Here is a 26113-nt window from a genome sequence, read left to right as displayed (position 1 = left end):
GGGCCGTTTTCCGTTGTTTCCCTACGGAGTACAGAGGATGCCCAGGGCACTGGTCATCGAAGATGATGAAGTCACCGCCCGCGACATCGTCGCGGAGCTGGGTGCGCACGGCCTTACAGCCGAGTGGGTGGCCAATGGGCGCGACGGTCTTGCGCGTGCCCTTGAAGACGGCTTCGACATCATCACCCTCGACCGCATGCTCCCGGGCATGGACGGGATCGATGTGGTGCTCGCCCTGCGCGAGCGCTCGGTGGATACGCCGGTGCTGATGATCAGCGCCTTGTCCGATGTGGACGAACGCGTCCGCGGCTTGCGCGCCGGGGGCGACGACTACCTGACCAAGCCGTTCTCGCCGGATGAACTGGCCGCACGCGCGGAAGTCCTGCTGCGCCGTCGGCAACCCAGCGCCAACAGCAACCGGCTGCGTGTTTCCGATCTCGAACTCGACCTGGTTCGCCATAACGCTTTGCGCAACGGTCAGCCGCTGACCCTGTTGCCTACCGAATTCCGCCTTCTTGAGTTCCTCATGCGCAACGCCGGCCAGGTGGTGACGCGCCAGATGATCTTCGAGCATGTGTGGGGTTTCCATTTCGATCCGGGTACCAACGTGATCGATGTCCATATCGGCCGCCTCCGTCGAAAGATCGACGGCGCCGGCCAGGTGCCGCTCATCCGTACGGTGCGCGGCTCGGGGTATGTCATTGCGCCCGCTGATTGACGCCTGGCGTTCCTCCACGTCGCGCCTGATTCTCATCTACGGCGCGCTTTTCGCCATCTGGTGCGTGGTGCTGCTGGGCGTCGTCCAGTGGGAGTCTTCGCGTTACCTGTCCAGGGTCGTCGATGGCATGCTCGCCGCGCGCATCCATTACCTGGAAGGCACCGATCCGCGCCGCCTTCCCGATACCGTGGAAGCAGCCAGCCAGATCGACGTGCAGGGTTTCATGTGGGTCGGCCTGTTCGACCCGCAGGGCAAGCGTATCGCCGGCAATATCGACGCCGTGCCCCAGGATCTGACCGAAGACGGCGTCGTCCGCTCGATACAAGCGAGCCTTGTCGATCCGAAACGCAATACGCCGACGCGCGTGCGTGGCGTGACGCGCTTGCTGCCCGACGGCGACCGGTTGGTCGTTGCCAAGGAAAGCGCGACGATCGATGGCGTCGGCGCAATCATCCGCCGTGGTCTGCTATGGGGCCTTTCACTGACCCTCATCCCGGGTGTCCTCGGCGGCATCCTCATCGCACGTGGGCCCGCGCGCCGCATTCGTGCGATCCAGCAGGCGATGGAGCCGATTCGCGAAGGTGATCTCAGCGTGCGGTTGCCCGTGACGCGCGGCGGCGACGAAGTCGATCTACTTGCGTCCACGGTGAACACGACATTGGGCGAAATCGAGCGGCTGCTGGGCGAGGTCAAGGGCGTGACCGACAACATCGCCCATGACCTGCGTACGCCGCTCACGCGCATGCGCACGCGGCTGTACCGTCTGCAACAGCAGTTCGACGGCAAGCCCGAAGGCGATCAGCTGGACGCGTGCGTGGCCGAGATCGACACCGTGCTGTCGCGCTTCCGCGCGTTGCTGAGGGTGTCCGAGCTCGAGGATCGCCAGCGCAGCGCGTGCTTCGAAACCCTCGACCTTGGTGGCGTATTACGCAACGTGCACGAGTTTTACGCGCCGTTGGCGGAAGATCGCGGCCAGGTCTTCGAGCTGGAAGTCGGTCGGTTGCCGCCGTTGCGCGGCGATCCGCAACTGATGTTCGAAGCCTTCGCGAACCTCGTCGGCAACGCCATCAAGTTCACCCCTGACGGTGGTTCCGTACGTCTGGTCGCGAGCACCGATCCGACCGGCGACGCGCGGATCGACGTCGCCGACACGGGCCCGGGCATTCCGCCGAACGAACGCGAGGCTGTGTTCCGCCGGTTCTATCGCAGCGATGAGACGCGGACGAAGCCCGGCTGTGGCCTGGGCCTGGCGATCGTCAGCGCTATCGTGCGCCTGCACGGCTACTCGCTGTCGGTGGGTGGAACCGAGAAGGGCGCAGTCTTCTCCGTGGTGTGTCCGGCCACCTAAATAATTCTTAACTACGCCGACGGAAGGTACGGGCGCAGAATTCGCCGCGACGCAACATCGCGCTCGGAATCCGTCCCTCATGATTGGCATCGTCCGGATCGCACTTTCGCGACCGTATACATTTGTCGTTCTCGCTCTGCTGATCCTTATCGTCGGGCCGCTTGCGGCCTTGCGTACGCCGACCGACATTTTCCCCGACATCAAGATCCCCGTGATCGCCGTGGTGTGGCAGTACAACGGCCTGCCGCCGGATCAGATGGCAGGTCGGGTGTCCTCGCCGTTCGAGCGCGTGCTCACCACGACGGTGAACGACGTGGAGCATATCGAAGCCAGCTCGATCAACGGCTTCGGTATCATCAAGATCTTCTTCCAGCCCACCGTCGACATCCGTACGGCCAACGCGCAGGTGACCGCCGTGGCGCAGACGCTGTTGCGTCAGTTGCCCGCTGGTACGACACCACCACTGATCCTCAACTACAACGCGTCGACGGTGCCGATCATCCAGCTGGCCTTGTCGGGTGAGGGGCTGACCGAGCAGAACCTGGGCGATCTTGGCCTCAATATCATTCGCCCGCAGCTGACCTCGGTGGCCGGTGCGGCCATTCCGTTCCCCTTTGGCGGCAAGACGCGCCAGGTGCAGATCGACATCGACCCGCCGGCGCTCCAGGCGCGTGGGCTATCGGCGCAGGACGTGGCAAACGCACTGGCAGCGCAGAACCTGATTACGCCGGTCGGTACGCAGAAGATCGGCCAGTACGAGTACACGCTGCAGCTCAACAACTCGCCGTCGGATATCGATGAGCTCGGCAACCTGCCGATCAAGAGTGTCAACGGCGCTACCGTATTCATTCGCGACGTGGCCCACGTGCGCGACGGCGCGCCGCCGCAGACCAATATCGTGCACGTCAACGGCGACCGCTCGGTGCTGATGACGGTGCTCAAGAATGGCTCCGCCTCGACGCTGGCGATCATCGCCGGCATCAAGGAGCGCGTCGCGGCGATGAAGGACGCGCTGCCGCCCAACCTGAAGATCGCGCCCATCGGTGACCAGTCACTCTTCGTCAGCGCTGCCATTGAAGGCGTGGCGCGCGAGGGCATCATCGCTGCTGCGCTCACCAGCCTGATGATCCTGCTGTTCCTCGGTAGCTGGCGCTCGACCGTGATCATCGCCACGTCGATCCCGCTCGCGATTCTCGGCTCGATCGCTGCGCTGTCGGCGTTCGGCGAGACGATGAACATCATGACGCTCGGCGGCCTGGCGCTCGCCGTCGGCATCCTCGTCGACGATGCCACGGTGACCATCGAGAACATCAACTGGCATCTCGAGCAGGGCAAGGACGTCGAAACCGCGATCCTCGACGGTGCCGCGCAGATCGTCACGCCGGCTTTCGTCTCGCTGCTGTGTATCTGCATCGTGTTCGTGCCGATGTTCTTTCTCAACGGTGTCGCGCGATTCCTCTTCGTGCCCATGGCCGAAGCGGTGATGTTCGCCATGATTGCTTCGTTCATCCTCTCGCGCACCCTGGTGCCGACGATGGCGAAGTACCTGCTTCATCCGCATTCGCACGACGATCCCCACGGCGAAGGCAAGAAGCCGTCGCGCAATCCACTGGTACGCTTCCAGCGGGGCTTCGAGGCACGCTTCGAGAAAATCCGTGCCAGCTATCATGGCCTGCTCGAACTGGCGCTGCATCACCGCAAGGTGTTCACGATCGGCTTCATGGTGTTCGTGGTGCTCACCTTCGCACTGGTGCCGATGCTGGGTCGGAACTTCTTCCCGGCGGTCGATTCCGGCCAGATCCTGATGCACGTGCGTTCTCCGGTCGGTACGCGCGTCGAAGAAAGCGCGCGCCTCTTCGCCGAAGTGACCGACTCGGTCCGGCGGATCATTCCGAAGAATGAGTTGGGCACCGTGGTCGACAACATGGGCCTGTCGTCTTCGGGCATCAACAACACGTACAACAACACCGGCACCATCGGTTCGCAGGATGGCGATATCCAGATTGCGCTGAACGAAGGCCATGCGCCGACGGCGGATTACGTGCGAACCTTGCGCGAGAAGCTGCCGCGTGAGTTCCCCGGCACCACCTTCTCCTTCCCGCCGGCAGACATCATCAGCCAGATCCTCAACTTCGGCTCGCCCGCGCCCATCGATTTGCAGGTGCGTGGCCCGAACCTCGCCGGCAACTTCACTTACGCGGATCGACTGCTGCGCGAGATTCGTCGCGTGCCCGGTGTGGCCGATGCACGTATCCAGCAGTCGCAGGCCAGCCCTGGCTTGAATATCGACGTGGATCGCAGCCGCGCGCAGCAAGTGGGTATCACCGAGCGTGACGTGACCAACAGCCTGGGTGTGAACCTTGCCGGCTCCAGTCAGATCGCGCCGACCTTCTGGCTGAATCCGCAGAATGGTGTGTCGTATCCGATCGTGATCCAGACGCCGCAGTACAGCCTCGATAGCCTGCCCGACCTGGAGAATGTGCCGATCAGCGCGAGTGCGGGCCAGGCGGGGTCGCAGATCCTCGGTGGCATTGCACACGTGTCACGCACCGCGACCAATGCCGTGGTGAGCCAGTACAACATCCAGTCCATGGTCGAGATCTACGCGACCACGCAGGATCGCGATCTTGGTGCCGTGGCCACGGATATCCAGAAGATCATCGAGGCGAACAAGAAGTTCCTGCCGAAGGCGTCCACTACTGCGCTGCTCGGCCAGGTGCAGACGATGAACAGCGCGTTCTCCGGCCTGATCTTCGGCCTGCTCGGCGCGATCGTGCTGATCTACCTGCTCATCGTGGTGAACTTCCAGTCGTGGAGCGATCCGTTCGTGATCGTGACGGCGCTGCCGGCCGCTATCGCCGGCATCATCTGGATGCTGTTCGCGACGCACACCACGTTGTCCGTCCCCGCATTGACCGGCGCCATCATGTGCATGGGCGTGGCGACGGCGAACTCGATCCTGGTGGTGAGCTTCTGTCGCGAGCGCCTCGATGAACTCGGCGATGCGACGGCCGCTGCGCTCGAAGGTGGTTTCGTGCGCTTCCGTCCCGTGCTCATGACCGCGCTGGCGATGATCATTGGCATGGCGCCGATGGCACTCGGCCTCGGCGAAGGCGGCGAGCAGAACGCGCCGCTCGGTCGCGCCGTGATCGGTGGCCTGGTCTTTGCAACGGTCGCCACGCTGTTCTTCGTCCCCATTGTCTTCAGCATGATCCACGCCCGTCGTGGTCACCCGTCCCACAGCCCGGCCCGTCCCGGGGAGCCCGTCCATGTCTCCTGAATCCCTGCACACTCCGCCGCCGCGCCGACTCCGCCTGGCCGGCATCATCGCCGGCATCGTGCTCCTCGCGATCGTCGTGGCCGGTGTCGCCACCCGCGCCAATGACTCGCGCAAACTCCGTGACTGGACCGACGAGCAGGCCACGCCGACCGTCAACGTGGTTGCGCCGCTTGGCGGCCAGGGCGGTGGTGACCTGAACCTCCCGGGTCGGCTCCAGGCCTATGCCCGCGCGCCGATCTTTGCGCGCACCAGTGGTTACCTGAAGTACTGGAAGGCGGACATCGGCCAGAAAGTGAAGGCCGGCGAGATCCTCGGTGAGATCGAGACGCCCGACCTCGACCAGCAACTGCTCCAGGCCAAGGCGGACCTCGCCAGCGCACGCGCCAACGAAGCGCTGGCACAGACCACGGCAAAGCGCTGGCAAGACATGCGCGACTCCGACTCGGTTTCCAAGCAGGAAGTCGACGAGAAGACCGGCGACTACGACGCCAAGCACGCCCTTGCCGCCGCTGCACAGGCGAACCTCGAACGCATCCAGGCACTGAAGGGATTCGCCAAACTGACGGCCCCGTTCGACGGTACCGTGACCGCACGTGAGACCGATGTCGGCGCCCTGATCAACGCCGGTGGCGGTGGGCAGGAGCTCTTCGTGGTGTCGGATACGCGCAAGCTGCGCATGTATGTCAACGTGCCGCAGAACTACGCGCCGGCGATCAAGGCGGGTGAAGCAGTCAGGCTCACCGTGCCTGAGTACCCGGGACAGACCTTCACTGGCAACATCGAAACCTCGTCCGCGGCAATCAACGCGGCCTCCGGTACCACCCTGGTCCAGGTTGCCGTCGACAACAAGGACGGCAAGCTGCTCCCGGGTAGCTACGCCAGCGTGACCTTCGATCTTCCGGCGAACGCCGCCCTGCTCAGCGTCCCTGCGAGTGCCCTCGTCTATGACGAGAAGGGTCTGCGTGTGGCCTTGGTCGATGCGCAGAACAAGGTGAAGTTCAAGGACGTGACCATCACGCGCGACTTCGGCAAGACGATCCAGCTGGGCTCGGGCATCGCCGCTGGCGACCGCCTGATCGAAAGCCCGCCCGATGGCCTGGCCGATGGCGATACCGTGCGCATCAGCGCGCCGAAGAAGACGGCGGAAGGCGACCATGCTCCGAAGGCCTGATTCCGCAAGCGGCTCCCGCTCGTACCGGGCAGGTGCGCTCGCCACCCTGGTTTCGCTCGGACTTTCGGCGTGCTCGCTCGCGCCGACCTATAAGGTCCCCGACGTACCGGTGGCCGACCAGTACGCCAACGCGAATTCTCCGTGGGCGGAAGCGAAGCCGGCAGACCATCTCGACCGCGATGCATGGTGGAAACTGTATGGTGACCCGCGTCTGGATGGCCTGCAGACGAAGCTGATCGCAAACAATGCCAGCCTCGCTGTCGCGCTTGCCCACTACGAGCAGTCCGAAGCCTTCACCCGGCAGGTGCGCTCGGGGCTCTTCCCGACCCTGGGGTTGAATGCCAATGGCCAGCGCGATCGCGAATCGGACACGCGTCCGCTTCGCGGTACCACCTCGCCGGCGACGTATAGCTCATACACCATCGGTGCGCAGGCAGACTATGAAGTCGACCTGTGGGGGCGCGTGCGCGACTCCGTGGCCGCCGGCACCGCCGAACAGGCCGCCTCCGCGGCTGACCTTGCCTCGGTGCGCCTGAGCCTGCAGGCCCAGCTGGCCGACAACTACCTGCAGCTCAACGGGCTGGATCGTCAGGTCAAGGTGCTCAACGAGACCATCGTTGCGTTCAGTCGTGCGCTCGAGCTCACGCAGTCGCGTCACGACGGCGGTATTTCGTCCGGTCTCGACGTAGCTCGCGCGCAGACACAGCTTTCCAACGCGCGCTCGCAGCTTACCCAGGCGCAGGCGCAACGCGCGCTGATCCAGCATGCGATCGCGGTGCTCGTCGGTGATTCCGCGTCGACGTTCAACCTCGCGACCAACGATGCGCAGGTCAAGGTGCCGACGATTCCGCTCGATGTGCCCTCGGTGATCCTCCAGCGTCGTCCTGACATCGCGGCAGCCGAACGGCGCACAGCCGAAGCGAACGCCCGTGTGGGTGTCGCACGATCGGCATACTTCCCGCAGCTGACGCTCGATGCGCAGGGTGGTTGGCAGAGCGACGTGTGGGGCAGCATCGCGACCGCGCCGAACCGTTTCTGGGCGATCGGACCGACGCTGCTTCTGAGCGTGTTTGACGGCGGCCGTCGCAAGGCCGTTGTCGATGCCGCCAAGGCGGCGACGGACGAGGCCGGCGCGAAGTATCGCGACGTGGTGCTCAATGCCTTCGCCCAGGTCGAGGACAACCTCGTCCTGCTGCGTGATCTCGGTGCGGCACTCACCGACCAGCGTGCTGCCGCCGATGCGGCACAACGGTCCGTCGATCTCTCCCTGGATCGCTATCGCAACGGCGCCGTCGGCTATCTCGACGTAGTACAGGCACAGACGGCAGCCCTCGATGCCCGCCGCAGCGTGATCGACCTCGAAACCCGCCAGTTGCGCGCCAGCGTCCAGCTGATCCGCGCCCTCGGCGGCGGCTGGTCCCAGGCATAAGGCGTGATGCTGTTGTAGGAGCCGATTCATCGGCGAAAGCCAACGGAGCGGAGACGCCGTAGCGCCTATCGCCGATGAATCGGCTCCCACACAAAGCCACCTGTGGCGCCGTACACTCGGCGCCATGCAGGCCATCCTCGAACGCCAGAAGCTCGCTCAGCTGACCGACGGCTCGCCGTCGGCGGCTGTCCGCATCGATCGCCTCGATCGTGCCATCGGCCTCCTGGTCGATCATGCGACCGAGATCGCCGAAGCGCTACGCGACGACTTTGGCCATCGCTCCATACAGGGCTCGCTGATCACCGACGTCGCAGGGTCCATCGAGCCGCTCAAGCACGCGAAGAAACACGTGCGCCGCTGGATGCGTCGCGACCCACGCAAGGTGTCGCCGGCTGTGCTCGCGCTGCTTGGTGCACGCGCCTGGGTCGACTACCAGCCCAAGGGGGTCATTGGCCTGATCTCGCCGTGGAATTTCCCGTTCAATCTCACCTTCGGTCCACTCGCTGGCATCCTTGCCGCGGGCAACCGCGCGATGATCAAGCCCTCGGAGTTCACGCCACGCTCGTCCGTGCTGATGCAACGCATGGTCGCGGAGGCCTTCGATGAGACCGAGCTCACGGTGATCACCGGCGGTAGCGATGTCGGCGAGCAGTTCTCCGCGTTGCCGTTCGATCACCTGATCTTTACCGGTGCAACATCGGTGGCGCGGCACGTCATGCGTGCCGCCGCGGACCACCTGGTGCCGGTGACGCTGGAGCTTGGCGGCAAGTCACCAGCCATTGTCGGACGCGACGCGGACTTCGATCTCGCCGCGAAACGATTGATGTTCGGCAAGACGCTCAACGCAGGACAGGTGTGCGTCGCACCAGACTATGCACTGGTGCCGCGGGATCGCGTGGAGGCATTCGTCGATGCCCTGCAGCGCGCCGTGGCCGGCATGTTTCCCACGCTACGCGACAACCCCGATTACACCTCCATCGTCAACGAGCGCCATCACGCACGGCTGCTCGGTTATCTCGACGATGCGAGGACCAAGGGAGCGACGCTGCGCGTGCTCGGGCGAACGGACGAAGCGTTCGACGACCGCCGCATCGCGCCGACCGTCGTATTGGACGCGAATGCCACCATGGACGTGATGCGCGAGGAAATCTTCGGGCCTCTTCTTCCTTTCATCCCGTACGACGGTGTCGACGCCGCCATCGCGCACATCAACGCGCACGCGCGTCCGCTGAGCCTGTACTACTTCGGCAACGACCGGGCCGAGCAGGAGCGCGTGCTTGCACGCACGGTAGTCGGTGGCGTGACCATCAACGACACCATCCTGCACCTGACCATGGACGAGCTGCCTTTCGGCGGCATCGGTCCGTCGGGTATGGGCGCGTATCACGGCGTCGATGGCTTTCGTACCTTCAGCCATGCGCGCTCGGTCTATCGGCAGGCGCGCTTCGACATCTCGGCAATGCTGCGACCGCCGTATGGAAAGGTGGTAGACCGATTACTGAGCTTTAAGATCCGTCGATGAGACTTCTGTAGGAGCCGCTTCAGCGGCGATATCCAGGTTGCCGCAGCGCCATCGCCGCTGAAGCGGCTCCTACAACAAACAAAAAAAGGGGCCGTGAGGCCCCTTTTTCGTGACACCTTGAAGCGAGACTTAGAGCTTCGCACCCAGCAGTTCTTCCAGCTTGCGCTGGTCGGCCGCGAACTTGCGAATGCCTTCGCCGAGCTTGTCGGTAGCCATCGCGTTTTCATTGTGGCCCCAGCGGAACTTTGCCTCGTCGAGCTTGGCCGGCTTGGCTTCCTTCGCACCGGTGTCCTTCAGGGCAATCGGCAGGTCGCCGGTGTTCTCGTCCAGTTCCTTCAGCAGGTCCGGGGCGATCGTCAGGCGGTCGCAGCCGGCGAGGGCCTGGATCTGGCCGATGTTGCGGAAGCTCGCGCCCATGACGACGGTTTCGAAGCCGTGCAGCTTGTACCAGTCGTAGATGCGACGGACCGACTGTACGCCCGGATCTTCAGCCGGTGCGTAGGTCTTCTTGTCCGTGTTGGCGACATACCAGTCGTAGATGCGACCGACGAACGGCGAGATGAGGAACACGCCGGCTTCGGCGCAGGCCACGGCCTGTTCGAAGCTGAAGAGCAGCGTGAGGTTGCAGTTGATGCCTTCCTTCTGCAGCTTTTCCGCGGCGCGGATGCCTTCCCACGTGGAGGCGAGCTTGATCAGGATGCGCTCTTTCTTGATGCCCAGTTCGTCGTAGAAGCCGATCAGGCGCTTGGCTTTGTCGATCGAGGCGCTGGTGTCGAACGAGAGGCGCGCATCCACTTCGGTGGAGACCTTGCCCGGGACGATCTTCAGGATTTCGCGGCCGACGAGCACGGCGAGACGGTCGCTGGCGTCGACGAGCTGCTGCTCGCGGTTGTTGCCCTGACCCTTGGCCCACTGCACGGCCTCGTCGATGTAGCCCGAGTACGTCGGGATACCGGCCGCCTTCAGCAGCAGTGACGGGTTGGTGGTCGCGTCTTCCGGCTTGTACTTGGCAATGGCCGAGATGTCGCCGGTATCGGCTACGACGGTGGTGATCTTGCGCAGTTGTTCGAGCTGAGTGGTCACGTTGGGGTTTCCGTTACCTGGGAGACCCCTATTGTCGCGCCGATTGCCCCCGGCGTGTAGGCATCCAAAGGTTTCGGTTCAGCAACGCGGCGTTCTGTCAGTACAGGTCGATCGGATCGACGTCGAGCGACCAGCGCACTTTGCGTGCCTCGGGCAGGCCGATGAGAGCGTGCTGCCACGGCCGCAGGAACGTGTGGAGGCGCGCGCGCGAGCCGGCCTCGACCAGCAGTTGGCCCCGGTGGCGACCGGCACGCAGGGGCATCGGCGCGGGCATAGGCCCTGCGATACGCAAATCGCCCGGCGGTCCGATGGCGGCGTGGGCCTGGGCCAGGAAGGCGTCGACCTCGGTACGACCCAGTGCGTCGGCGCGAAGCAGTACCTGATGGGCGAAGGGCGGCAGTTCCAGCAACCGGCGTTCCTCGAGCAATTCGGTCGCCACGGCGGCGTAGCCACCACGCAGCAGCGAATGCAGCATGGGGTGATCCGGATGGTGCGTCTGCAACAGGACGCTGCCCGGCTTGCTCGCCCGCCCGGCGCGTCCGGCCACCTGCACCACGAGCTGTGCGAGGCGCTCGCCGGCGCGGAAGTCCACGCTGTGGAGGCCTTCGTCGACGCCGACGATGGCCACCAGGGTGAGGTTGGGCAGGTCGTGTCCCTTCGCCAGCATCTGCGTGCCAACAAGGATCGCCGGCTTGTCTTCGCGCAGGCCGTCGAGGATCTCACCGAAGGCATCTCGCCGACGGGTTGTCTCGCGGTCGATGCGAACCACCGGCACGTCGGGAAAACGCGCGGTGAGCGCCTCTTCAAGGCGCTCGGTTCCCTGGCCTTGTGGACTGATGTTGGCCGACTTGCAGGATGGGCAGGCGGTCGGCACCGCCATGGTGTTATCGCAGTGGTGACAGATCAGCCGACGTCGACCGGCGTGGAGGGTCATGGGCCGGTCGCAGCGCGGACAATCCGCGTGCCAGCCGCAGTCGTAGCAAAGAAGCACGGGTGCGTAACCACGTCGGTTACGGAAGACCAACGCCTGTTCGCCGCGCCCGACACAGGCGGCCACGGCATTCATGAGGGTGGGCGACATGCCGTGATCGAGACGCTGGGCCCGCATGTCGACGATCTGCACACGGGTCGACTGGGTGGCGCCGGGCCGTCCGCGCAAGACCAGTCGCTGGTAGCGTCCCGCCTCGACGTTGCCCAGCGTCTCCAGCGATGGCGTGGCCGAGCCCAGCACCACCGGCACACCATGGGCGCGGGCACGAACGAGGGCCAGGTCGCGTGCGTGGTAACGGAAGCCTTCCTGCTGCTTATAGGAAGCGTCGTGTTCCTCGTCGACGATGATCAGGCCGGCATGAGGCAGTGGCGTGAACACCGCCGAGCGCGTACCGAGCACGACCTTGGCACTACCGTTTCGTGCCCGGAGCCATGCGCGTGCGCGGTCACCTTCGGCGAGATTGGAATGCAGTACCTCGATCGTGACGCCGAGCCGCTCGCGCAGGCGACGCACCGTCTGTGGTGCCAGGCCGATCTCCGGCACCAGCAGCAGGGTCTGCTTGCCATCGGCCAGCGCCCGCTCGATCAGCGCGAGGTAGACCTCGGTCTTGCCGCTACCGGTGACACCGTCGAGCACATAAGGCTGGAAGCGGCCGAATCCTTCGCCCATCGCGGCGACGGCAGCCGCTTGCTCCTCGCTCAGCGCCGGGCCGGGGGCGGGGGTGGCGGGAAGGGAGGTCTCTTCCAGCTCCATTTTTTCGACCAGACCTGCATCGACCAGGCGACGTGCCGCGGCGCGCCACCCCGGCAGGGCGAAGCCGAGTTCGTCGGCGGCACGCGGGCCATCGACGAGCGCCTCGAGCAAGGCGGCCGAGCCACCCTTACGGCTGCGCGCATCGCGGGCGCTGCGGCCCTGGGTGGTGAGCGCCCAGACCTCCCGGCCGGTCGCCGGCAAGGGCCGCGGCTCGCGCAAGGCCAGGGGCAGCGCGTTGGCGAATGCCTCGCCGGGCGCGCCGGCCCAGTAGTCCGCCGCCCAGGCCAGGGTGGCCAGGAGTTCGGCGTCGAGCAGTGGCGCGTCGTCGAGGACCTCGCTCACCCGCTTGAGGCGTTTCACGCCCACGGCCGCCTCGGCCGCCGGATCGATCACCACGCCGACCATCTCGCCCCGCCCGAACGGTACGCGCACGCGCGACCCCGCCTGCGCGATTCCTGTCTCGGGAGGCAAGTAATCGAACAAGGTAAGGAGGGGCACCGGTAAGGCGACACGGAAGACGGCGGTCATGCGACCCCTAGTTTAACGACCTATGCCGATTTCGCTGGTCAATGATTGACCAGTGCGCCATAGGCTTGGACTGATTTGAGATCCCCCAAAAGAGGAATCGGAGGTAAGTGCCCGCCCCGAAGGGGGTTTCCGTGTTATCCACAAGACCTGTGGATAAGTCTGTGGATGAGCTCCGGATGGAGGGCATCCAAGGCGCATGGTTGGGCCCTTGGGGTTAGCTTGGGTAGATTTTAACCAGACTGAAATATGACAATATTTCAAAGACTTAAAAATGCGTCGCCGGGTCCGTTCATCTGCCGTCTATAAATCCTTGACAAAAGCGAAGCCGTCTCCGGGCCTGTGTACAACCACTTGTCGGCTAGGAAAAAATCCTAGTGGGTCATGCCGATGACGGCGGCCATGATCACGGCGCTCAATAGCAGCCAGAAATAGACGCTGCCTATCAGCCAGTACTTCAGGATAGTCATCGGCCATCCCTGCCGGTACACGCGCTTCTGCATCATCAGCAGGTAGATCGGTATCCAGACCCACATGGCGAACTGAACAAAACCGATGGCGGTCCCTGCCAGGGCGAGTCGGGGACCGATAGCCTCCCTGGCGAAGCTGAGCAGCATCAGGAAGAGCAAGGAAATAAAGATAAAGGCGTGGCTGTGCAGGCTGACGATGAGGTGTTCCATGTAGAGCCGCCGCCGGAACACATAGAACAGCTTCAGCACCAGGGCGAACACCGGGATCATGAAGAACATGGTCTGTGGCAGCACCGAGAAGAAGCCATCGAGGATGCGGTGAATGGCCTCCTCCTTGCCCGGCCCCTTGTTCAGGATCGGGATGAAGTTGGCCCGGAAGTGGCCGAAAGCGACGTTGAGTCGCCGGTTCAACGCGTCAGGGAACCAGCTGACGTCGATCTGGGGGTTGTTCCCGAACATCTTGGTGACCTTGGCCTCGCCACGGCTCGCCACGTCCGCTGGAGCGATCTCGCCCTCTTCGGCCGTTATCGGGGGCGCCTTTAGTTGCACCAGCCGCGCGTTCGCGGCCTCACGGATCAAGGCTGCGGCGGCCCCGAGGCCTGCCTTGGCCGCGCCCGGCAAGTTGGGATCGTTGCGTGCCGTGCGCACCTCGCGGACCTGGTCCTCGTAGAGCGTATGGACTTCGCCGGCGGTCTTCGCGCTGGCGAACGCGTCGATCGAATCGCGCGGCGCCGTTCCCTCGACGCCGCCGACCTTCATATCGCCGATGGCCAGGTGCATGAAGAAGAAGGCGAGCAGGCAGAAGACGAACATGAGGCGGAAGGGTGCGATGTAGCGCACGCGCCGCCCGGAGAAGTATTCCAGGGTGAGGAAACCCGGCTTCGTGTAAAGCGGCGGCAGGGTGTGCACGATGCGTTCGTCGAGATGGAAGAACAGGTCTCCCGCGTCCTCGAGCATGTGCGAAACCGGCTGGATCACGCTTTTCACGGACTGGCCGCAGTCGTGACAGAAGGCGCCCTGGAGCTCCGCGGTGCAATTCGCACACAGCAGGACGGGCGACGGCTTCAGTTCGTTCATCATAACCCCGTGTTTTCCCCTTACGAATTCGGATGATGGCATGACAGGCGGCTACAATGGGCGGCCCTCCCTGCGTGCTTTCCCCCATGTCATTCGACCGTGCCCGCGCGCGTCGCGAGATCGGCGCCACCGTCCGGCTGGCCCTCCCGATGATCTTCGCGCAGCTCTCCGCCATGGCGCCCAACGTCGTCGACGCGGTGCTCGCCGGGCATCAGGGCGCACACACGCAGGCCTCGGTGGTCACCGGTGTGAATATCTGGGTGCTCGCCCTCGTCTTCGGGCTCGGCACGATGATGTCCGTGCCGCCGACCGTGGCGCAGCTGGACGGCGCAGGTCGGCGTGGCGAGGTTGGTGTGATCTTCCACCAGGCTCTCTATATCGCCTGGGTTCTCGGTGCGATCATGACGTTCGCCGTCTGGCATGCCTCGCCGCTGATGGCGCTGTTCGGCGTGGTGGAATCCATGCGCGCGGATGTCACGGCCTTCCTGCATGCGATCTGCTTCGCGGCGCCGGCGCTCACCACCTATTTCGCTTTGCGCGGTCTGTCCGAGGGCCTGTCCATGCCACGCCCGTCGATGTACTTCAGCTTCGGTGGCCTGCTCATCCTGGCGCCGCTGGGCTACGTGCTGATGTACGGCAAGCTGGGTTTCCCGGTCATGGGTGCGCGCGGCAGCGGCATCGCCACGGCGATCGTGCTGTGGCTGGAGACGATCGGCTTCGCCATCTATGTCTTCAACCATCGCAACTACCGCGATCTCAACCTGCGCCAGCGCATGGCGAAACCTGACCTGGCGAAGATCGGCCAGTTGCTCAACATCGGCCTGCCGATGGCAGTCACCCTGTTGATGGAAGCGGGTATGTTCGTCGCCGTGGCCCTGATGATCGGCCGCCTCGGCGAAACGGTCACAGCCAGCCATCACGTGGCGCTCAACGTCGCGTCGGTCGCCTTCATGATTCCGCTGGGCCTGTCCATGGCTATCACCGTGCGCGTCGGCAATGCTGCGGGACGGCGCGATATCAAGGGCGTGCGCTATGCCGGCATGTCCGGCATAGCGCTGGTGCTGGTCACCCAGTTCGTCTCTTCCGGAACCATGCTGCTCCTGCCCGGCCCGATCGCCAGTCTCTACACCAACGACCCGGCGGTGATCGCCATGGCTTCGCAGCTGTTGATCCTGGCCGGGTTCTTCCAGTTTTCCGATGGCATCCAGGTCGCCTCCAACGGCGCCTTGCGTGGCCTGAAGGACACGCGGGTGCCGATGGGCATCACCATGTTCGCGTACTGGGGGGTGGGGGTGCCGGTGGGCTGGTGGCTGGCTTTCCCCCACGACATGGGCGCGCGCGGCATGTGGATGGGTCTGATCGCCGGGCTGAGCATGGCGGCGATCCTCCTTTTCCTGCGCTTCTGGCGGAGCAGCGCCACCGGCCGCTGGCCGGAAGATGCCGGATCGACGCCCCTGCCAATCCACACGTGATGCCGTCGCGCCGACGCGTTACGCTCGACACAACCTTCGAGGAACCCGCTTAGATGCCGGACCGTCACGACGTCACGCCGCCGCCCCTGCCAGGTCGCCCGCAACCCCTTCCGCCGCCCCGGCGCGGAGGCGGTTTCGGCCGGTTCCTGCGCGGCCTTGGCCGGGGCATCAACATCACCCGGCTGGTCATCATCAACGTGATCTTCTTCGGGATCCTCGCGGTGTTCCTGATCGCGCTGATGGTCAGTGGCCATACCGGCGCGATCGAAGACAAGACGGTCCTGGTGCTGGCGCCCGAGGGTGCCCTGGTCGAGCAATACAGCGCCGACGCCTTCTCGCGGGCTATCTCCCGGATGTCCGGCGACGGCGTGAAGCAAGTGCAGGTGCGTGACCTCGTGCGTGCGATCGACACCGCCGCAAAAGACAACCGGATCAGCCAGATCGTATTGCGCGCCGACAAGCTGCAGGCAGGCGGTTTCGCCGCGCTGCGCGAAGTGGGCGCGGCTCTGGACCGGTTCCGCGCCGCGGGGAAACCGGTACTCGCCTGGGGCGTCAGCCTGGAACAGGGCCAGTACTACCTCGCCGCCCACGCCGACAAGCTTTACATCGATCCGCAGGGTGGCGTGATGGCCACGGGTCTGGCCAATTACCGCCTGTTCTACAAGGACCTCCTCGACAAGCTCGGCGTGGAAGTGCACCTGTTCCGCGTCGGCCAGTTCAAGAGCGCGGCCGAGCCATTCATCCTCGATCACGCCTCGCCGGAGTCGAAGGAAGCCGATGCCTATTGGCTCGGCGGCTTGTGGACGTCCTGGATCGAAGAAGTGGCGAAGATGCGCCACATCGCTCCGGCGACGCTGCGTGCGGACGTGGACAACCTCGCCGAACGCGTGCGCGATGCCAACGGCAGTCTCGCTGACCTGGCCGTGCAGGAGAAACTCGCCGACGGCATCGCCACCGAACAGCAATTCGTGCGCATGCTGCGCGAGAGTGGCGTACCCGTTGGCAAGAAGGACCAGGGTTTCCGACAGGTCGAGCTCGACGGTTACCTCGCCGACCGCGGTCTCTCAACCACCGACATGCTGCAGACCGGCCCGGGTGTCACCGTGGTGGTTGCCGAAGGCGAGATCACCGGTGGCAAGCAGGCTCAGGGAAGCATCGGTGGCGATTCCACCGCGGCGCTGATCCGCACTGTGCGCGCCGATCGCCGTACCCGTGCGCTGGTGCTGCGCGTCAATTCGCCGGGCGGTGAGGTCTACGCCGCCGAACAGATTCGTCGCGAAGTGGAACTGACACGCGCCGCCGGTATCCCGGTGATCGTCTCGATGGGTGATGTCGCTGCGAGCGGTGGTTATTGGATCTCGATGAATGCCAATCGCATTTACGCGGAGCCGAACACCATCACCGGTTCGATCGGCATCTTCGGCATGTTCTACACCGTGCCGGATACGCTGGCCAAGATCGGCGTGAAAAGCGACGGCGTCGCCACGAGTCCGCTCGCCGGTGCCTTCGATATCACGCGACCGCTCGACCCGAAGGTGAGCGTCCTGATCCAGAGCATCATCGACAAGGGCTACCGCGATTTCGTCGGCAACGTGGCCAAGGCACGCGGCAAGGATTTCGCTTCCATCAACGCGATTGCCCAGGGCCGCGTATGGACCGGCCAGCAAGCGCTCGACCGTGGCCTGGTCGACAAGATCGGCAACCTCGACGACGCCATCCGCGATGCCGCTCAGCAAGCGAATCTCGGCAAGGACTTCAACGTGCGTTATGCCGAAAAGCCGATGGGCGCCTTCGAGCGCTTCCTGACCAGTGTCGGCGGTAGTTCGGAGACGCACGTGGCACTGTCGTGGGGTTTGCGCCTGCCGAGCTGGGTGGCCGAGTTGCCACGTCTCGCGCCGGAGTTCGCGCTGTTCCGCACGGCCGAAGCCGGTAAGCCGCACGTATACGCTTATTGCTTCTGCACGCCGCGCTGAGGTCGCGCCACGGATGAAGCACGCACCTGGCGCAGCTGCCACCGCCCGTTCATGGCGCGTGGCATGTCTGGAGGACGATGCGCAGCTACGCGAGGGCATCATCATTCCGGGCCTTCGCTATTACGGTTTCGCCGTGACCGGTGCGGGCACGGCGGCGGAACTTTACCGGCTCATGATTGGCCAGGCCTTCGACATGGTCGTGCTCGATATCGGTCTGCCCGACGAAGACGGGCTGAGCGTCGTGACACACCTGCGTGAGGTATCGTCGGTCGGCATCGTGATGCTGACCGGTAACAGCAGCAGGCAGGACTATCTCGAGGCGTTGGGCAATGGCGCGGATGCCTTCCTCGCCAAGCCTGTCGATGTCGAGACGTTGGCCGCCACGTTGAACAGCCTTGCACGGCGCCTGACGCGCGCGCCGCCGACGTCCCCGCCCGTAGCCGCAAGGCCGGGCTGGCAGCTGGACACGAATGACTGGTGCCTGGTCGGCCCGGGAGGCAAGGCGATCGCGCTTACCGCCCCGGAACGCTGCACGCTGCGCCATCTGGTCGATGCGAACGGCGAGGCCGTGTCTCGCGAGACGCTTATCGCCGCGTTGGCGAGCGATGTCTATGACTTCGATCCGCACCGGCTCGAGATGATGGTGCACCGCCTGCGGCGCAAGGCGCAGGACGCCACGGGAGAACCGTTGCCCTTGCTCACCTCGCGCGGCAAAGGCTACCTTTTCGTCAGTGAGCCGTAGGGGCGCGGGGCAGCCTCAGTACGAACTCGGTGCCCTCGCCCGGCGCACTGATGACCTCCACCGAGCCGCCCGCCGCTTCGATCATGCTCGCCACGATCGACAGCCCGAGGCCGGTACCGCTTCCCGTCGGCTTGGTCGTGTAGAACGGCTCGAACATCTTCTGCCTGATGGCGTCAGTCATGCCGACGCCATTGTCGGACAGGCGAAGCGTTACCTCATTGCGATCTTCGTCCACCGATAGCCTCACATCGAAGCTGCCGCCATCGGGCATCGCATCGCGCGCGTTCGCTGCGATATTCAGGATCATCAGTTCGAACTGGCCACGGTTGAGCCGTAACGGAATAGCATGCCGCGGGCGCGCAATATGTAGCTTCGCATAGCGACCGAGCAACTGGTGAAGCATCGGCTCCAGTTCACCCAGGGCTTCGTCGGCATCGAACACGTGTAGCTCTTCAGCGTCATGACGGCTGAAATTGAGCAGCTTTCGGCTGATCGACAGCGCCCGCAGAGCCGCCAGTTCGATGCCCTCGAGTGCGGTGAGCAAGGCAGGCGTGCCCCTGTCGGCGAGTTCTTCACGCTGTGCCGCGTAACCGAGCACTACGTTCAGCACATTGTCGAAGTCGTGAGCCACGCCGCTCGCGAGCCGGCCCACGGCATCCATCTTCTGCGAGTGAATCAGTTGGCTTTGCGTACGCGCGCGCTCTTCCATCTCCCGCTCCAACCGGCGGTTGCCCTCCGCCAACGCGTGTGCGCGCTCTTCGGCCTGCCGCAAGGCCGTGCGTAGCGCGGCAATGGCACGGTCGAGAATCAGTGCGACCACACCATAAGCGAGGGCGAGCATGGGTAACGTCCGGAACGCAGCCCACTGACCGTGTTGCGGGCCACCCAGCCAGGTCGCATCGGCGAGCTGGCCGAGCGCGAAGATGCCGACCAGTGAGCTGTAGCTGACCCATAGCGCGCGCCTGCCGAGCACGATGCCGCCGGCGGCCATGATCAGGATGGGAAGCGGGTCGGGAGGCGAAAGCCGGTAGCCGGTTTCGGCATAGGCGGCGGCGGCGGAGGCCAGCAATACGCCAACGAACATCCAGACGGCGCGCGCGAAGTATCCGCGACGGATCAGGACGACGCCGGTCCAGGCGGCAGAAACGATCGCGGCATCGCTGGCGAAATCGACCCAGTCGGCGGCCCGCCACGAGGCCACGGGTTTCCAGCCGTCCAGCCACGTCGCGTAAATGCGAATGAGAGGCACAGCGACACCGACCGCGACCAGAAGCCACTGCATGAACGGCGCGCTGAGCTGCTCGACCGGATCGTCTGTGGGGGCCCGGGCAAGCCACTCCCGCATTGAACGGAAAGCCCGCATACGCTTCCAGAACCACCTGAGATAAAGACTGCGCACCCATTCTTGCCCGCGGCAGCTCCGTGAGCAAGCGTGAGGTTCGGGAGATTCGTGAGTCCCGTGGGTATGCGTGCGTGTTTTTCCCGTGACAGTGAACGACGCTCGGCTCCGGTTCGATCAGTGGGACGGATAGACGTCCCTTCATTCAATGGTTGCCGAAGGGGTGCGCGTCTTGGGTCGGTTCGATTCCGGGGCGCTGAGGGGCGCGGAGCGCACCCGGACGGTCTCGGGGAGAAAACGCAGGTGAACACGATTTTCAGCAAGGTCTGGAGCTGCGCGCTCGGCGCAGTCGTTGTCGCATCCGAACGTGCGCGCGCCAGGGGTAAGGGACGAAGCCGCACCGTTCGCCGGTCCATGACCATCATCATGGTAGGTGGCCTGGCTTGCGCGCCGTTCGCCGCCAGTGCCTGCGGCAGCTCGCTGTGGGCTGGCGGCCCGGCCACGGATGCCAGCGACGTGGCCCTTTGCGCGGCGGCCTTTGCCAGCATGCAGGACGTCCAGGCCTCGTCGGTGACCACGGGAACGAATACGGCCGTTGCCGACAATACGCCCTACCTGAAGCTCTCCGACGCCAAGTTCGGCACGTTGCCCGCCGCGAACGTCGGCGGCTATGCGGATGTCGCGCTCGGCGTGGGCGCGAACGTCGCCGGTTCGAACGGCGTGGCCGTGGGCATGAACTCGCAGGCGCTCACCGATGGTGCGATCGCCCTCGGTGCGGGAACCACGGCAGCGGGTAACGCCGCCATGGCGATCGGCTACGGTGCCAACGCAAAGGGCAACAACACGATGGTCATCGGTACCGGTTATGCCGATGCACTTTCTGCGGGAAGCATCGTGATCGGCAACGGTGCGGAAACCATCGATCCGACGGCAACAACCGGAAACACCAACAGCATCGTCATCGGTACCAATGCGCTGGGCTACAAGTCAACGAGCTCGATCGCGATCGGTTACAACGCCGCGTCGGCGCAGAACACGCTCGGTGGCGTCGCTATCGGAATGAGTGCCGTTACTTATGGAAACGGCTCGGTTGCCGTCGGCGACGGCACGTACTCCATCGGTGGTGCGTCGCTTGCAATGGGCGGCTGGATCGATGCCAATGGCGACGGGAAGCTTCCCGGCGCCAATGGTCCGGGCGGCGAGAAGACCTGGGCGTACGGATACGCAAGCAACGCGGTCGGCGCCGCGGCCATTTCGTTCGGTGACTACACCACCGCAATCGGCACGCTCGCCTATGCGGGTGGTACGGAAGGGGTTACCTCTGGCGCAGTCGGCGTTGGCTATCTTGCCTTCGCGAAGGGTGCGGGCAGCGTATCCGTCGGCATGAAAAGCCAGGCGCCCAACGACAACGCAACCGCCGTGGGCAACGCGAGCGTGGGCTATGGAACGGACAGCGTCGCCCTGGGCCATAGCGCGATCGCCGGCTGGACCAGCGATATCGCGATCGGTACCAATGCGCAGGCGCGAGGCGGCAGTGGCGTAGAGAACCTGGCTATCGGCCTGGGCGCCACGGCCGGCAATCCGGACGCCGATCCGGCCGACGCGAGCCAGAACGTTAACGACTCGATGGCAATCGGTACGGCAGCGCATGCGAGCAAGACGCAATCCATCGCGATCGGCATGAACGCCATCGCCGCAGGTGAGCAGAGCGCGTCGCTGGGCGCCGGATCCGATGCGGAGGGCGACTACTCCGCGGCGATCGGTGCCGGAAGTTACGCCTCTGGCGTTGGCGCAAGCGCTTTGGGCAGCGGCGCCGTCGCCACCAACGATTTCTCCACGGCCGTGGGATATGGGAGCGGGGCTATGGCGGACGACGCCGTAGCGATCGGCGCTGCAAGCCAGGCGCTGAACACCCACTCCGTCGCACTTGGCGCGGGCTCGGTCGCCGACCGTGACAACAGCGTTTCCATCGGTAGTGCGGGTGCGGAGCGACAGCTCACCAACGTGGCGGCGGGTACGAACCAGACCGATGCGGTCAACATGCAGCAGCTCAACATCGCGCTTGCGCAGACCGGCACCGGCACAGCCGCCAATGCACAGGCGATCGACGCACTCGGCAGTGCCCTGGGTGTGGCACTGGGCGGCGGCGCGGCGATGACGCCGGCCGGGTTCGAGGGTCCGGCGTACTCGGTCCAGGGTACGTCGTACTTCGGCGTCGGCGGCGCAGTCAGTGCGCTCGACAGCGTACTGTCGCAGATGGGTCTGCGGCTGGACCAGATGGGCGTGGCGGGCGGCGGTGGCGGCATGTCCATGGGATCGGGCAACGGCATGGCAATCGGCGGAGGTAGCGTCGCCACCGATGGACGTGACACGGCTGTGGGCAACAACGCGACGATCGGCGCGGATGGCAGCACGGCGCTCGGCAGCAATGCGACGATCGGTGCCGCGGCGACGAACGCGGTCGCGATCGGAGCGGACACGAACGTGACGGCGCCCTCGGGTACCGCGCTTGGCCAGGGCGCGCAGGTGACGGCATCCAATGCGGTCGCCCTCGGTGCCGGTTCGGTCGCCGACCAGGCCAATACGGTGTCGGTAGGTACAGCAACCAACCAGCGTCGCATCACCAGCGTGGCAGCGGGTACCGCACGCACCGACGCAGCGAACACGGGACAGGTGGACGACGCTCTCGCCACGGCGAAGTCGCATTCGGATGCCGGCGACCAGGCAACGCTGCAGGCCGCCAAAGCGTATACGGACCAGCAGGCGGGAGGCGGTGCGGCACTCGACAGCTTCCGCAACCAGGTCACTGATCAGTTCAGCAAGGTCAATCGCCGGCTCGACCGTGTCGGCGCCATGGGCACGGCCATGTCGCAGATGGCAATGAATACATCCGGCCTTTCGGGCGAGAACCGTATCGGCGCCGGTGCGGGCAGCTATAGCGGCCAGTCGGCGGTGTCGGTGGGTTACCAGCGCGCCTTCAACAACAACCGCGCGACGATCTCCATCGGTGCATCTGCGTCGGGCTCCGAATCGTCTGTCGGTATCGGCGGCGGCTTCAGCTGGTAATCCCACCCTTTTTCTTCAAGGATTTCGACACATGCATCCTCTGACTACCCTTCGCCTGGGCGCGCTTGCCGCGGCGATGATTCTTCCGGTCCACGCGGCCGACACCCAGGTGCTGCCCACCGTCGCTGTCAAGATCCGCAGTGCCGGCATGGAAAGCGATGGCAAGTACGACCGCTTCATCGTCACCTATGCGCCGGGCAGCACCCCGCGTGCCAATCACACACTCGTCGAGCAGGGCGTCGCGACAGCCATTTCCCGTGCACATCTCGACATGCGCTCGGCGCAGTCGGGTTCCCTGGCTTCCCCGCCCGCAGCCAGATGGCAGCGCAAGCTCGCCATCGGCGCCGATCTGGTGCGCACGCCGCGCAAGCTCTCACGCGACGAATCGCTGGCCCTGATGCAGCAGATCGCGTCCGACGCGTCGGTCGTCCACGTTGAACCCGACGTGTTGCTGCATGCGGTGGCCGACGTGAAGGCACCGGGGACACTTCCCGCCGGTGTTGCCACGAGTACGCCGGATGACCCCATGTATGCGCAGTACCAGTGGCATATGCATCCGGGCGACGGCAGCGCCACGACAGTCGGTGCGGACACCGCGGCCTACGCGAACAAGGGTGGCAGCGATGCATCGGCGGCCTGGGCGATGGCCGATGGGTCGGGCGTCGTCGTTGCCGTCCTGGATACGGGCATCACCCACCATGCGGATCTCAATCTCGAGCTGGCGGGTGACGGTTACGATTTCATCGACGACGCGCTCGTCTCGGGGCGCGCAACCGATGGTCGTGTACCGGGTGGTTGGGACACGGGTGACTGGACGACCACAGACCCATGGCTGTCTCAATGCACGGATGCCTCCAACCCTCCCGAGGCCAGCAGCTGGCACGGCACGCACGTGAGCGGCACGATCGCCGAGCGCAGCAACAACGCCGTGGGCATGGCGGGTGTCGCGCCCGGGGCGAAGATCCTTCCCGTTCGCGTCCTTGGCCACTGTGGCGGCTACACCTCCGACATCGCCGATGCGATCACCTGGGCGTCGGGTGGCCACGTCGACGGCGTGCCCGACAACACGTATCCCGCACAGGTGATCAGCATGAGCCTGGGCGGTTCGGGCGTGTGCGACGCCAGTGACGTGACGAGCACGGCGATCGCCGGCGCGATCGCGCGCGGTACGGCCGTCGTGGTCGCTGCGGGCAACAGCAACGACGATGCGGCGGGCTACTCACCGGCGAGCTGTCCGGGCGCCATCGCCGTCGCATCTGTCGGGATCACCGGCAGGCGCGCCTTCTATTCGAACTTCGGTTCGACCGTGACCGTAGCGGCGCCGGGTGGTGGCATCTATGCGAACGACGCCGCGTCGGGCAGCGGGAGCGTGAACGCGGGCTTCGTCTGGTCCACGCTCAACAGCGGCACGACGGTGGAAGACCAGGCCGTCTACGGCGGCATGGCCGGCACGTCGCAGGCGACGCCCCATGTGGCCGGCACCGTTGCGCTGATGGTGGGTGCGGTGAAGGATGTGGGCCATGCACCGCTCACGCCGGACCAGATCCGCCTCGCACTGATCAACTCGGCGCGCGCGTTCCCCATCGCGCCTGATCACCCGATCGGCATGGGCATCGTCGATGCGAGCGCCGCCGTGCAGGCGGCCATTGCCTCGGACACGCCGATCGCGTCGGTGGTATTGAGCAACGGCGTGATGGTGACCGGGCAGGTTGGCAAGGCCGGTACGTCGGCACTGTATCGCCTGGACGTACCGGCGGGTGCGCGCAACCTGGTGTTCCGCACGCTCGGTGGAACCGGTGACGTGTCGATCTACGTCAAGCGCGGCGTGCCGCCGACCGAGAGCGGCAACAACGCGGATTTCCAGTCCGTGAAGCCGGGTAACAACGAGTCCGTGATCCAGACGCTGCCCGCTGGCGGCACATGGTATGTACGCGTGGCCGGCGTGAAGGACTATGCCGGCGTCAGCGTCTCGGGCAGCTTCACGGCCAACTAACGCATCGGAAGGGCCGAGGCGCGGACGTTACTGCGTCTGCGCCTCGACCGCCTCGCGTTGGTGTTTCGCCTGGTCGTCCACGGTTTTCTGCACGTCCTGCGCTTTCTTCTTCTGCGCCTCCATCGAATCCCAGGGCGTAGACACCCGCGCCTGCGGTGTCGGCGGTTCGTGCGGTGTCGGCGGAGCCGGCTTCGAGCAGGCGGCACAGAGGATGACGAGCGCGAGCGGAAGGGCGGTGCGGATCATGATGGTTCCTCGACGGTCCCGTCGAGTCTCGCTCGCAAGGCCGGTCAGCGCAATCGCGCGCCGTAGAAACCGTTGCCCCGTTCCACTTCCATGGGCCAGCCGAACAGCTCCGAGAGGTGGTCATCGGCGAGCAGGCGCTGTTTAGGGCCCTGATCGAGCAGGCGACCGTCCCGAAGCATCACCACATGATCGATCTCCGGCACGATCTCCTCCACGTGATGCGTGACCAGTACCAGGGTGGTGCCCTCGCGCGCCAGTTCGCTGAGCAGGTCCAGGAAGCGTCGCCGAGTGCCGGGGTCGAGCCCGCCGCAAGGTTCGTCCAGGAGCAGCGCGCGAGGCCGGTGCACCAGCGCCCTTGCGATCAGCACCCTGCGTGCTTCACCGGTCGACAGTGTCGATACGTCACGATCGGCCAGGTGGTCCGCGCCGACGCGCAGGAGCGCCTCCATGGCACGGTCGCGCATGGAGACGTCCACGACGTGGTCGGGCCCAAGCGTCATCGATGCGAAGAAGCCCGAGAGCACCGCATTCAGGGCCAGCTCGTTGCTACCCTCGAACTCGCGGCGCAGGTCGGACGACACGACGCCGAGCAGGGAGCGCAGTTCCGCTACGTTCCAGCGATCCCGCCCGAAGATGCGCACCACCGGTGAGCCGTCCTCGTGGACGAGGGGATACAGCCGTCGCTCGATCAGCTTCACCAGTGTGGACTTTCCCGAGCCGTTGGGGCCGAGAATGGCCGTGTGCTGGCCGGGTGCGATCGACAGGGACAGCGCGTCGAGCAGTGTCCGGTCCTCGCGCAGCACCGTGGCGCGGTCGATCGAAAGCAGGGCGTCGTGGTCGGTCATCGCTCCATCCTGTCGCAAGAGGCCGATACGCTCAACCCTTCGTCGTAACGCTGGCACGCTGTACGATTCG

17 protein-coding genes are annotated in these 26113 nt (G+C 65.1%); 11 read left to right on the top strand and 6 right to left on the bottom strand.

All coding sequences use genetic code 11. From position 1 onward, the window contains the following. Positions 1–37 precede the first annotated feature (37 nt). The 6 genes from C8J98_RS02340 (at position 38) to C8J98_RS02315 (ending at position 9468) form a co-directional block, all read left to right on the top strand. Positions 38–718: a response regulator transcription factor gene (locus C8J98_RS02340; RefSeq protein WP_107910530.1), complete on the top strand. Its 681-nt coding sequence runs from the start codon at positions 38–40 to the stop codon at positions 716–718. Further along, entirely contained in the window at positions 696–2066 is a 1371-nt protein-coding gene (locus tag C8J98_RS02335; RefSeq protein WP_107910528.1) for a HAMP domain-containing sensor histidine kinase, read from the top strand. The genes C8J98_RS02340 and C8J98_RS02335 overlap by 23 nt, the downstream gene beginning before the upstream one ends. Before the next feature lie 79 nt (positions 2067–2145). Then, positions 2146–5346: an efflux RND transporter permease subunit gene (locus C8J98_RS02330; RefSeq protein ID WP_107910526.1), complete on the top strand. Its 3201-nt coding sequence runs from the start codon at positions 2146–2148 to the stop codon at positions 5344–5346. After that, positions 5336–6517, top strand: a complete 1182-nt coding sequence (locus tag C8J98_RS02325; protein ID WP_107910524.1) for an efflux RND transporter periplasmic adaptor subunit — start codon at positions 5336–5338, stop codon at positions 6515–6517. Before C8J98_RS02330 ends, C8J98_RS02325 begins: the two co-directional genes overlap by 11 nt. Next, complete coding sequence (locus tag C8J98_RS02320; RefSeq protein WP_107910522.1) at positions 6501–7946, top strand: efflux transporter outer membrane subunit; 1446 nt, start codon at positions 6501–6503, stop codon at positions 7944–7946. Before C8J98_RS02325 ends, C8J98_RS02320 begins: the two co-directional genes overlap by 17 nt. Before the next feature lie 124 nt (positions 7947–8070). Further along, positions 8071–9468 carry a coniferyl aldehyde dehydrogenase gene (locus C8J98_RS02315; protein ID WP_107910520.1) on the top strand — a complete coding sequence of 466 codons (1398 nt, stop codon included), beginning with the start codon at positions 8071–8073 and terminating at the stop codon, positions 9466–9468. Positions 9469–9597: 129 nt separating this feature from the next. Here the strand turns inward: C8J98_RS02315 and tal are convergent, their stop codons facing one another. From tal to C8J98_RS02300, 3 genes are all read right to left on the bottom strand, one after another. Next, on the bottom strand, positions 9598–10551 hold the full coding sequence (gene tal, locus C8J98_RS02310) for a transaldolase (protein WP_107910518.1): 954 nt from the start codon (positions 10549–10551) through the stop codon (positions 9598–9600). 97 nt (positions 10552–10648) lie between these two features. After that, on the bottom strand, positions 10649–12823 hold the full coding sequence (locus C8J98_RS02305) for a primosomal protein N' (RefSeq protein ID WP_107910516.1): 2175 nt from the start codon (positions 12821–12823) through the stop codon (positions 10649–10651). A gap of 371 nt (positions 12824–13194) precedes the next feature. Continuing rightward, positions 13195–14367 carry a DUF3667 domain-containing protein gene (locus C8J98_RS02300; protein WP_158272572.1) on the bottom strand — a complete coding sequence of 391 codons (1173 nt, stop codon included), beginning with the start codon at positions 14365–14367 and terminating at the stop codon, positions 13195–13197. Positions 14368–14453: 86 nt separating this feature from the next. On the opposite strand from C8J98_RS02300, the gene C8J98_RS02295 reads away from it, so the two are divergent. From C8J98_RS02295 to C8J98_RS02285, 3 genes are read left to right on the top strand one after another with little or no spacing between them, the layout of a single operon-like run. After that, complete coding sequence (locus tag C8J98_RS02295; RefSeq protein ID WP_107910514.1) at positions 14454–15839, top strand: MATE family efflux transporter; 1386 nt, start codon at positions 14454–14456, stop codon at positions 15837–15839. Between the two features lie 53 nt (positions 15840–15892). Beyond that, positions 15893–17812, top strand: a complete 1920-nt coding sequence (gene sppA / locus C8J98_RS02290) for a signal peptide peptidase SppA (RefSeq protein WP_107910513.1) — start codon at positions 15893–15895, stop codon at positions 17810–17812. Between the two features lie 13 nt (positions 17813–17825). Next, entirely contained in the window at positions 17826–18554 is a 729-nt protein-coding gene (locus tag C8J98_RS02285) for a response regulator transcription factor (RefSeq protein WP_107910512.1), read from the top strand. Here C8J98_RS02285 and C8J98_RS02280 read toward each other — a convergent pair. Then, positions 18541–19836: a HAMP domain-containing sensor histidine kinase gene (locus C8J98_RS02280; protein WP_158272571.1), complete on the bottom strand. Its 1296-nt coding sequence runs from the start codon at positions 19834–19836 to the stop codon at positions 18541–18543. The two genes, C8J98_RS02285 and C8J98_RS02280, sit on opposite strands and share 14 nt — an antisense overlap. A gap of 183 nt (positions 19837–20019) precedes the next feature. Between C8J98_RS02280 and C8J98_RS02275 the strand changes: the two genes are divergently transcribed. Together C8J98_RS02275 and C8J98_RS02270 are read left to right on the top strand one after the other, a co-directional pair. Then, positions 20020–22959 (top strand): ESPR-type extended signal peptide-containing protein, encoded by a 2940-nt coding sequence (locus C8J98_RS02275; RefSeq protein ID WP_343125713.1) that lies wholly within the window; start codon positions 20020–20022, stop codon positions 22957–22959. A 31-nt stretch (positions 22960–22990) separates the two neighbouring features. Beyond that, positions 22991–24952 carry a S8 family serine peptidase gene (locus tag C8J98_RS02270; protein WP_107910509.1) on the top strand — a complete coding sequence of 654 codons (1962 nt, stop codon included), beginning with the start codon at positions 22991–22993 and terminating at the stop codon, positions 24950–24952. Positions 24953–24979: 27 nt separating this feature from the next. Here the strand turns inward: C8J98_RS02270 and C8J98_RS02265 are convergent, their stop codons facing one another. Together C8J98_RS02265 and C8J98_RS02260 are read right to left on the bottom strand one after the other, a co-directional pair. Further along, on the bottom strand, positions 24980–25198 hold the full coding sequence (locus tag C8J98_RS02265; RefSeq protein ID WP_107910508.1) for a hypothetical protein: 219 nt from the start codon (positions 25196–25198) through the stop codon (positions 24980–24982). Between the two features lie 44 nt (positions 25199–25242). Continuing rightward, the gene (locus C8J98_RS02260) at positions 25243–26043 is read right to left on the bottom strand and encodes an ATP-binding cassette domain-containing protein (protein WP_107910506.1); all 801 of its coding nucleotides are present in this window, start codon (positions 26041–26043) and stop codon (positions 25243–25245) included. Positions 26044–26113: the final 70 nt, after the last annotated feature.

This window comes from Luteibacter sp. OK325 (assembly GCF_003050935.1).
Classification (GTDB): Bacteria; Pseudomonadota; Gammaproteobacteria; order Xanthomonadales; family Rhodanobacteraceae; genus Luteibacter.
The sequence above is the reverse complement of the archived record's forward strand: the minus strand, read 5'-3'. Positions and strand labels throughout refer to the sequence as shown.

What these genes read in the sequence shown, in the direction of transcription:
- C8J98_RS02320 (WP_107910522.1), top strand. Translation starts at nt 6,501, where the DNA reads ATGCTCCGAAGGCCTGATTCCGCAAGCGGCTCCCGCTCGTACCGGGCA.
- C8J98_RS02280 (WP_158272571.1), bottom strand. Translation starts at nt 19,836, where the DNA reads ATGCAGTGGCTTCTGGTCGCGGTCGGTGTCGCTGTGCCTCTCATTCGC.
- C8J98_RS02285 (WP_107910512.1), top strand. Translation starts at nt 17,826, where the DNA reads ATGAAGCACGCACCTGGCGCAGCTGCCACCGCCCGTTCATGGCGCGTG.
- C8J98_RS02265 (WP_107910508.1), bottom strand. Translation starts at nt 25,198, where the DNA reads ATGATCCGCACCGCCCTTCCGCTCGCGCTCGTCATCCTCTGTGCCGCC.
- C8J98_RS02305 (WP_107910516.1), bottom strand. Translation starts at nt 12,823, where the DNA reads ATGACCGCCGTCTTCCGTGTCGCCTTACCGGTGCCCCTCCTTACCTTG.
- C8J98_RS02300 (WP_158272572.1), bottom strand. Translation starts at nt 14,367, where the DNA reads ATGAACGAACTGAAGCCGTCGCCCGTCCTGCTGTGTGCGAATTGCACC.
- C8J98_RS02295 (WP_107910514.1), top strand. Translation starts at nt 14,454, where the DNA reads ATGTCATTCGACCGTGCCCGCGCGCGTCGCGAGATCGGCGCCACCGTC.
- C8J98_RS02330 (WP_107910526.1), top strand. Translation starts at nt 2,146, where the DNA reads ATGATTGGCATCGTCCGGATCGCACTTTCGCGACCGTATACATTTGTC.
- sppA (WP_107910513.1), top strand. Translation starts at nt 15,893, where the DNA reads ATGCCGGACCGTCACGACGTCACGCCGCCGCCCCTGCCAGGTCGCCCG.
- C8J98_RS02335 (WP_107910528.1), top strand. Translation starts at nt 696, where the DNA reads ATGTCATTGCGCCCGCTGATTGACGCCTGGCGTTCCTCCACGTCGCGC.
- C8J98_RS02315 (WP_107910520.1), top strand. Translation starts at nt 8,071, where the DNA reads ATGCAGGCCATCCTCGAACGCCAGAAGCTCGCTCAGCTGACCGACGGC.
- C8J98_RS02260 (WP_107910506.1), bottom strand. Translation starts at nt 26,043, where the DNA reads ATGACCGACCACGACGCCCTGCTTTCGATCGACCGCGCCACGGTGCTG.
- C8J98_RS02340 (WP_107910530.1), top strand. Translation starts at nt 38, where the DNA reads ATGCCCAGGGCACTGGTCATCGAAGATGATGAAGTCACCGCCCGCGAC.
- C8J98_RS02275 (WP_343125713.1), top strand. Translation starts at nt 20,020, where the DNA reads ATGCGTGCGTGTTTTTCCCGTGACAGTGAACGACGCTCGGCTCCGGTT.
- C8J98_RS02325 (WP_107910524.1), top strand. Translation starts at nt 5,336, where the DNA reads ATGTCTCCTGAATCCCTGCACACTCCGCCGCCGCGCCGACTCCGCCTG.
- C8J98_RS02270 (WP_107910509.1), top strand. Translation starts at nt 22,991, where the DNA reads ATGCATCCTCTGACTACCCTTCGCCTGGGCGCGCTTGCCGCGGCGATG.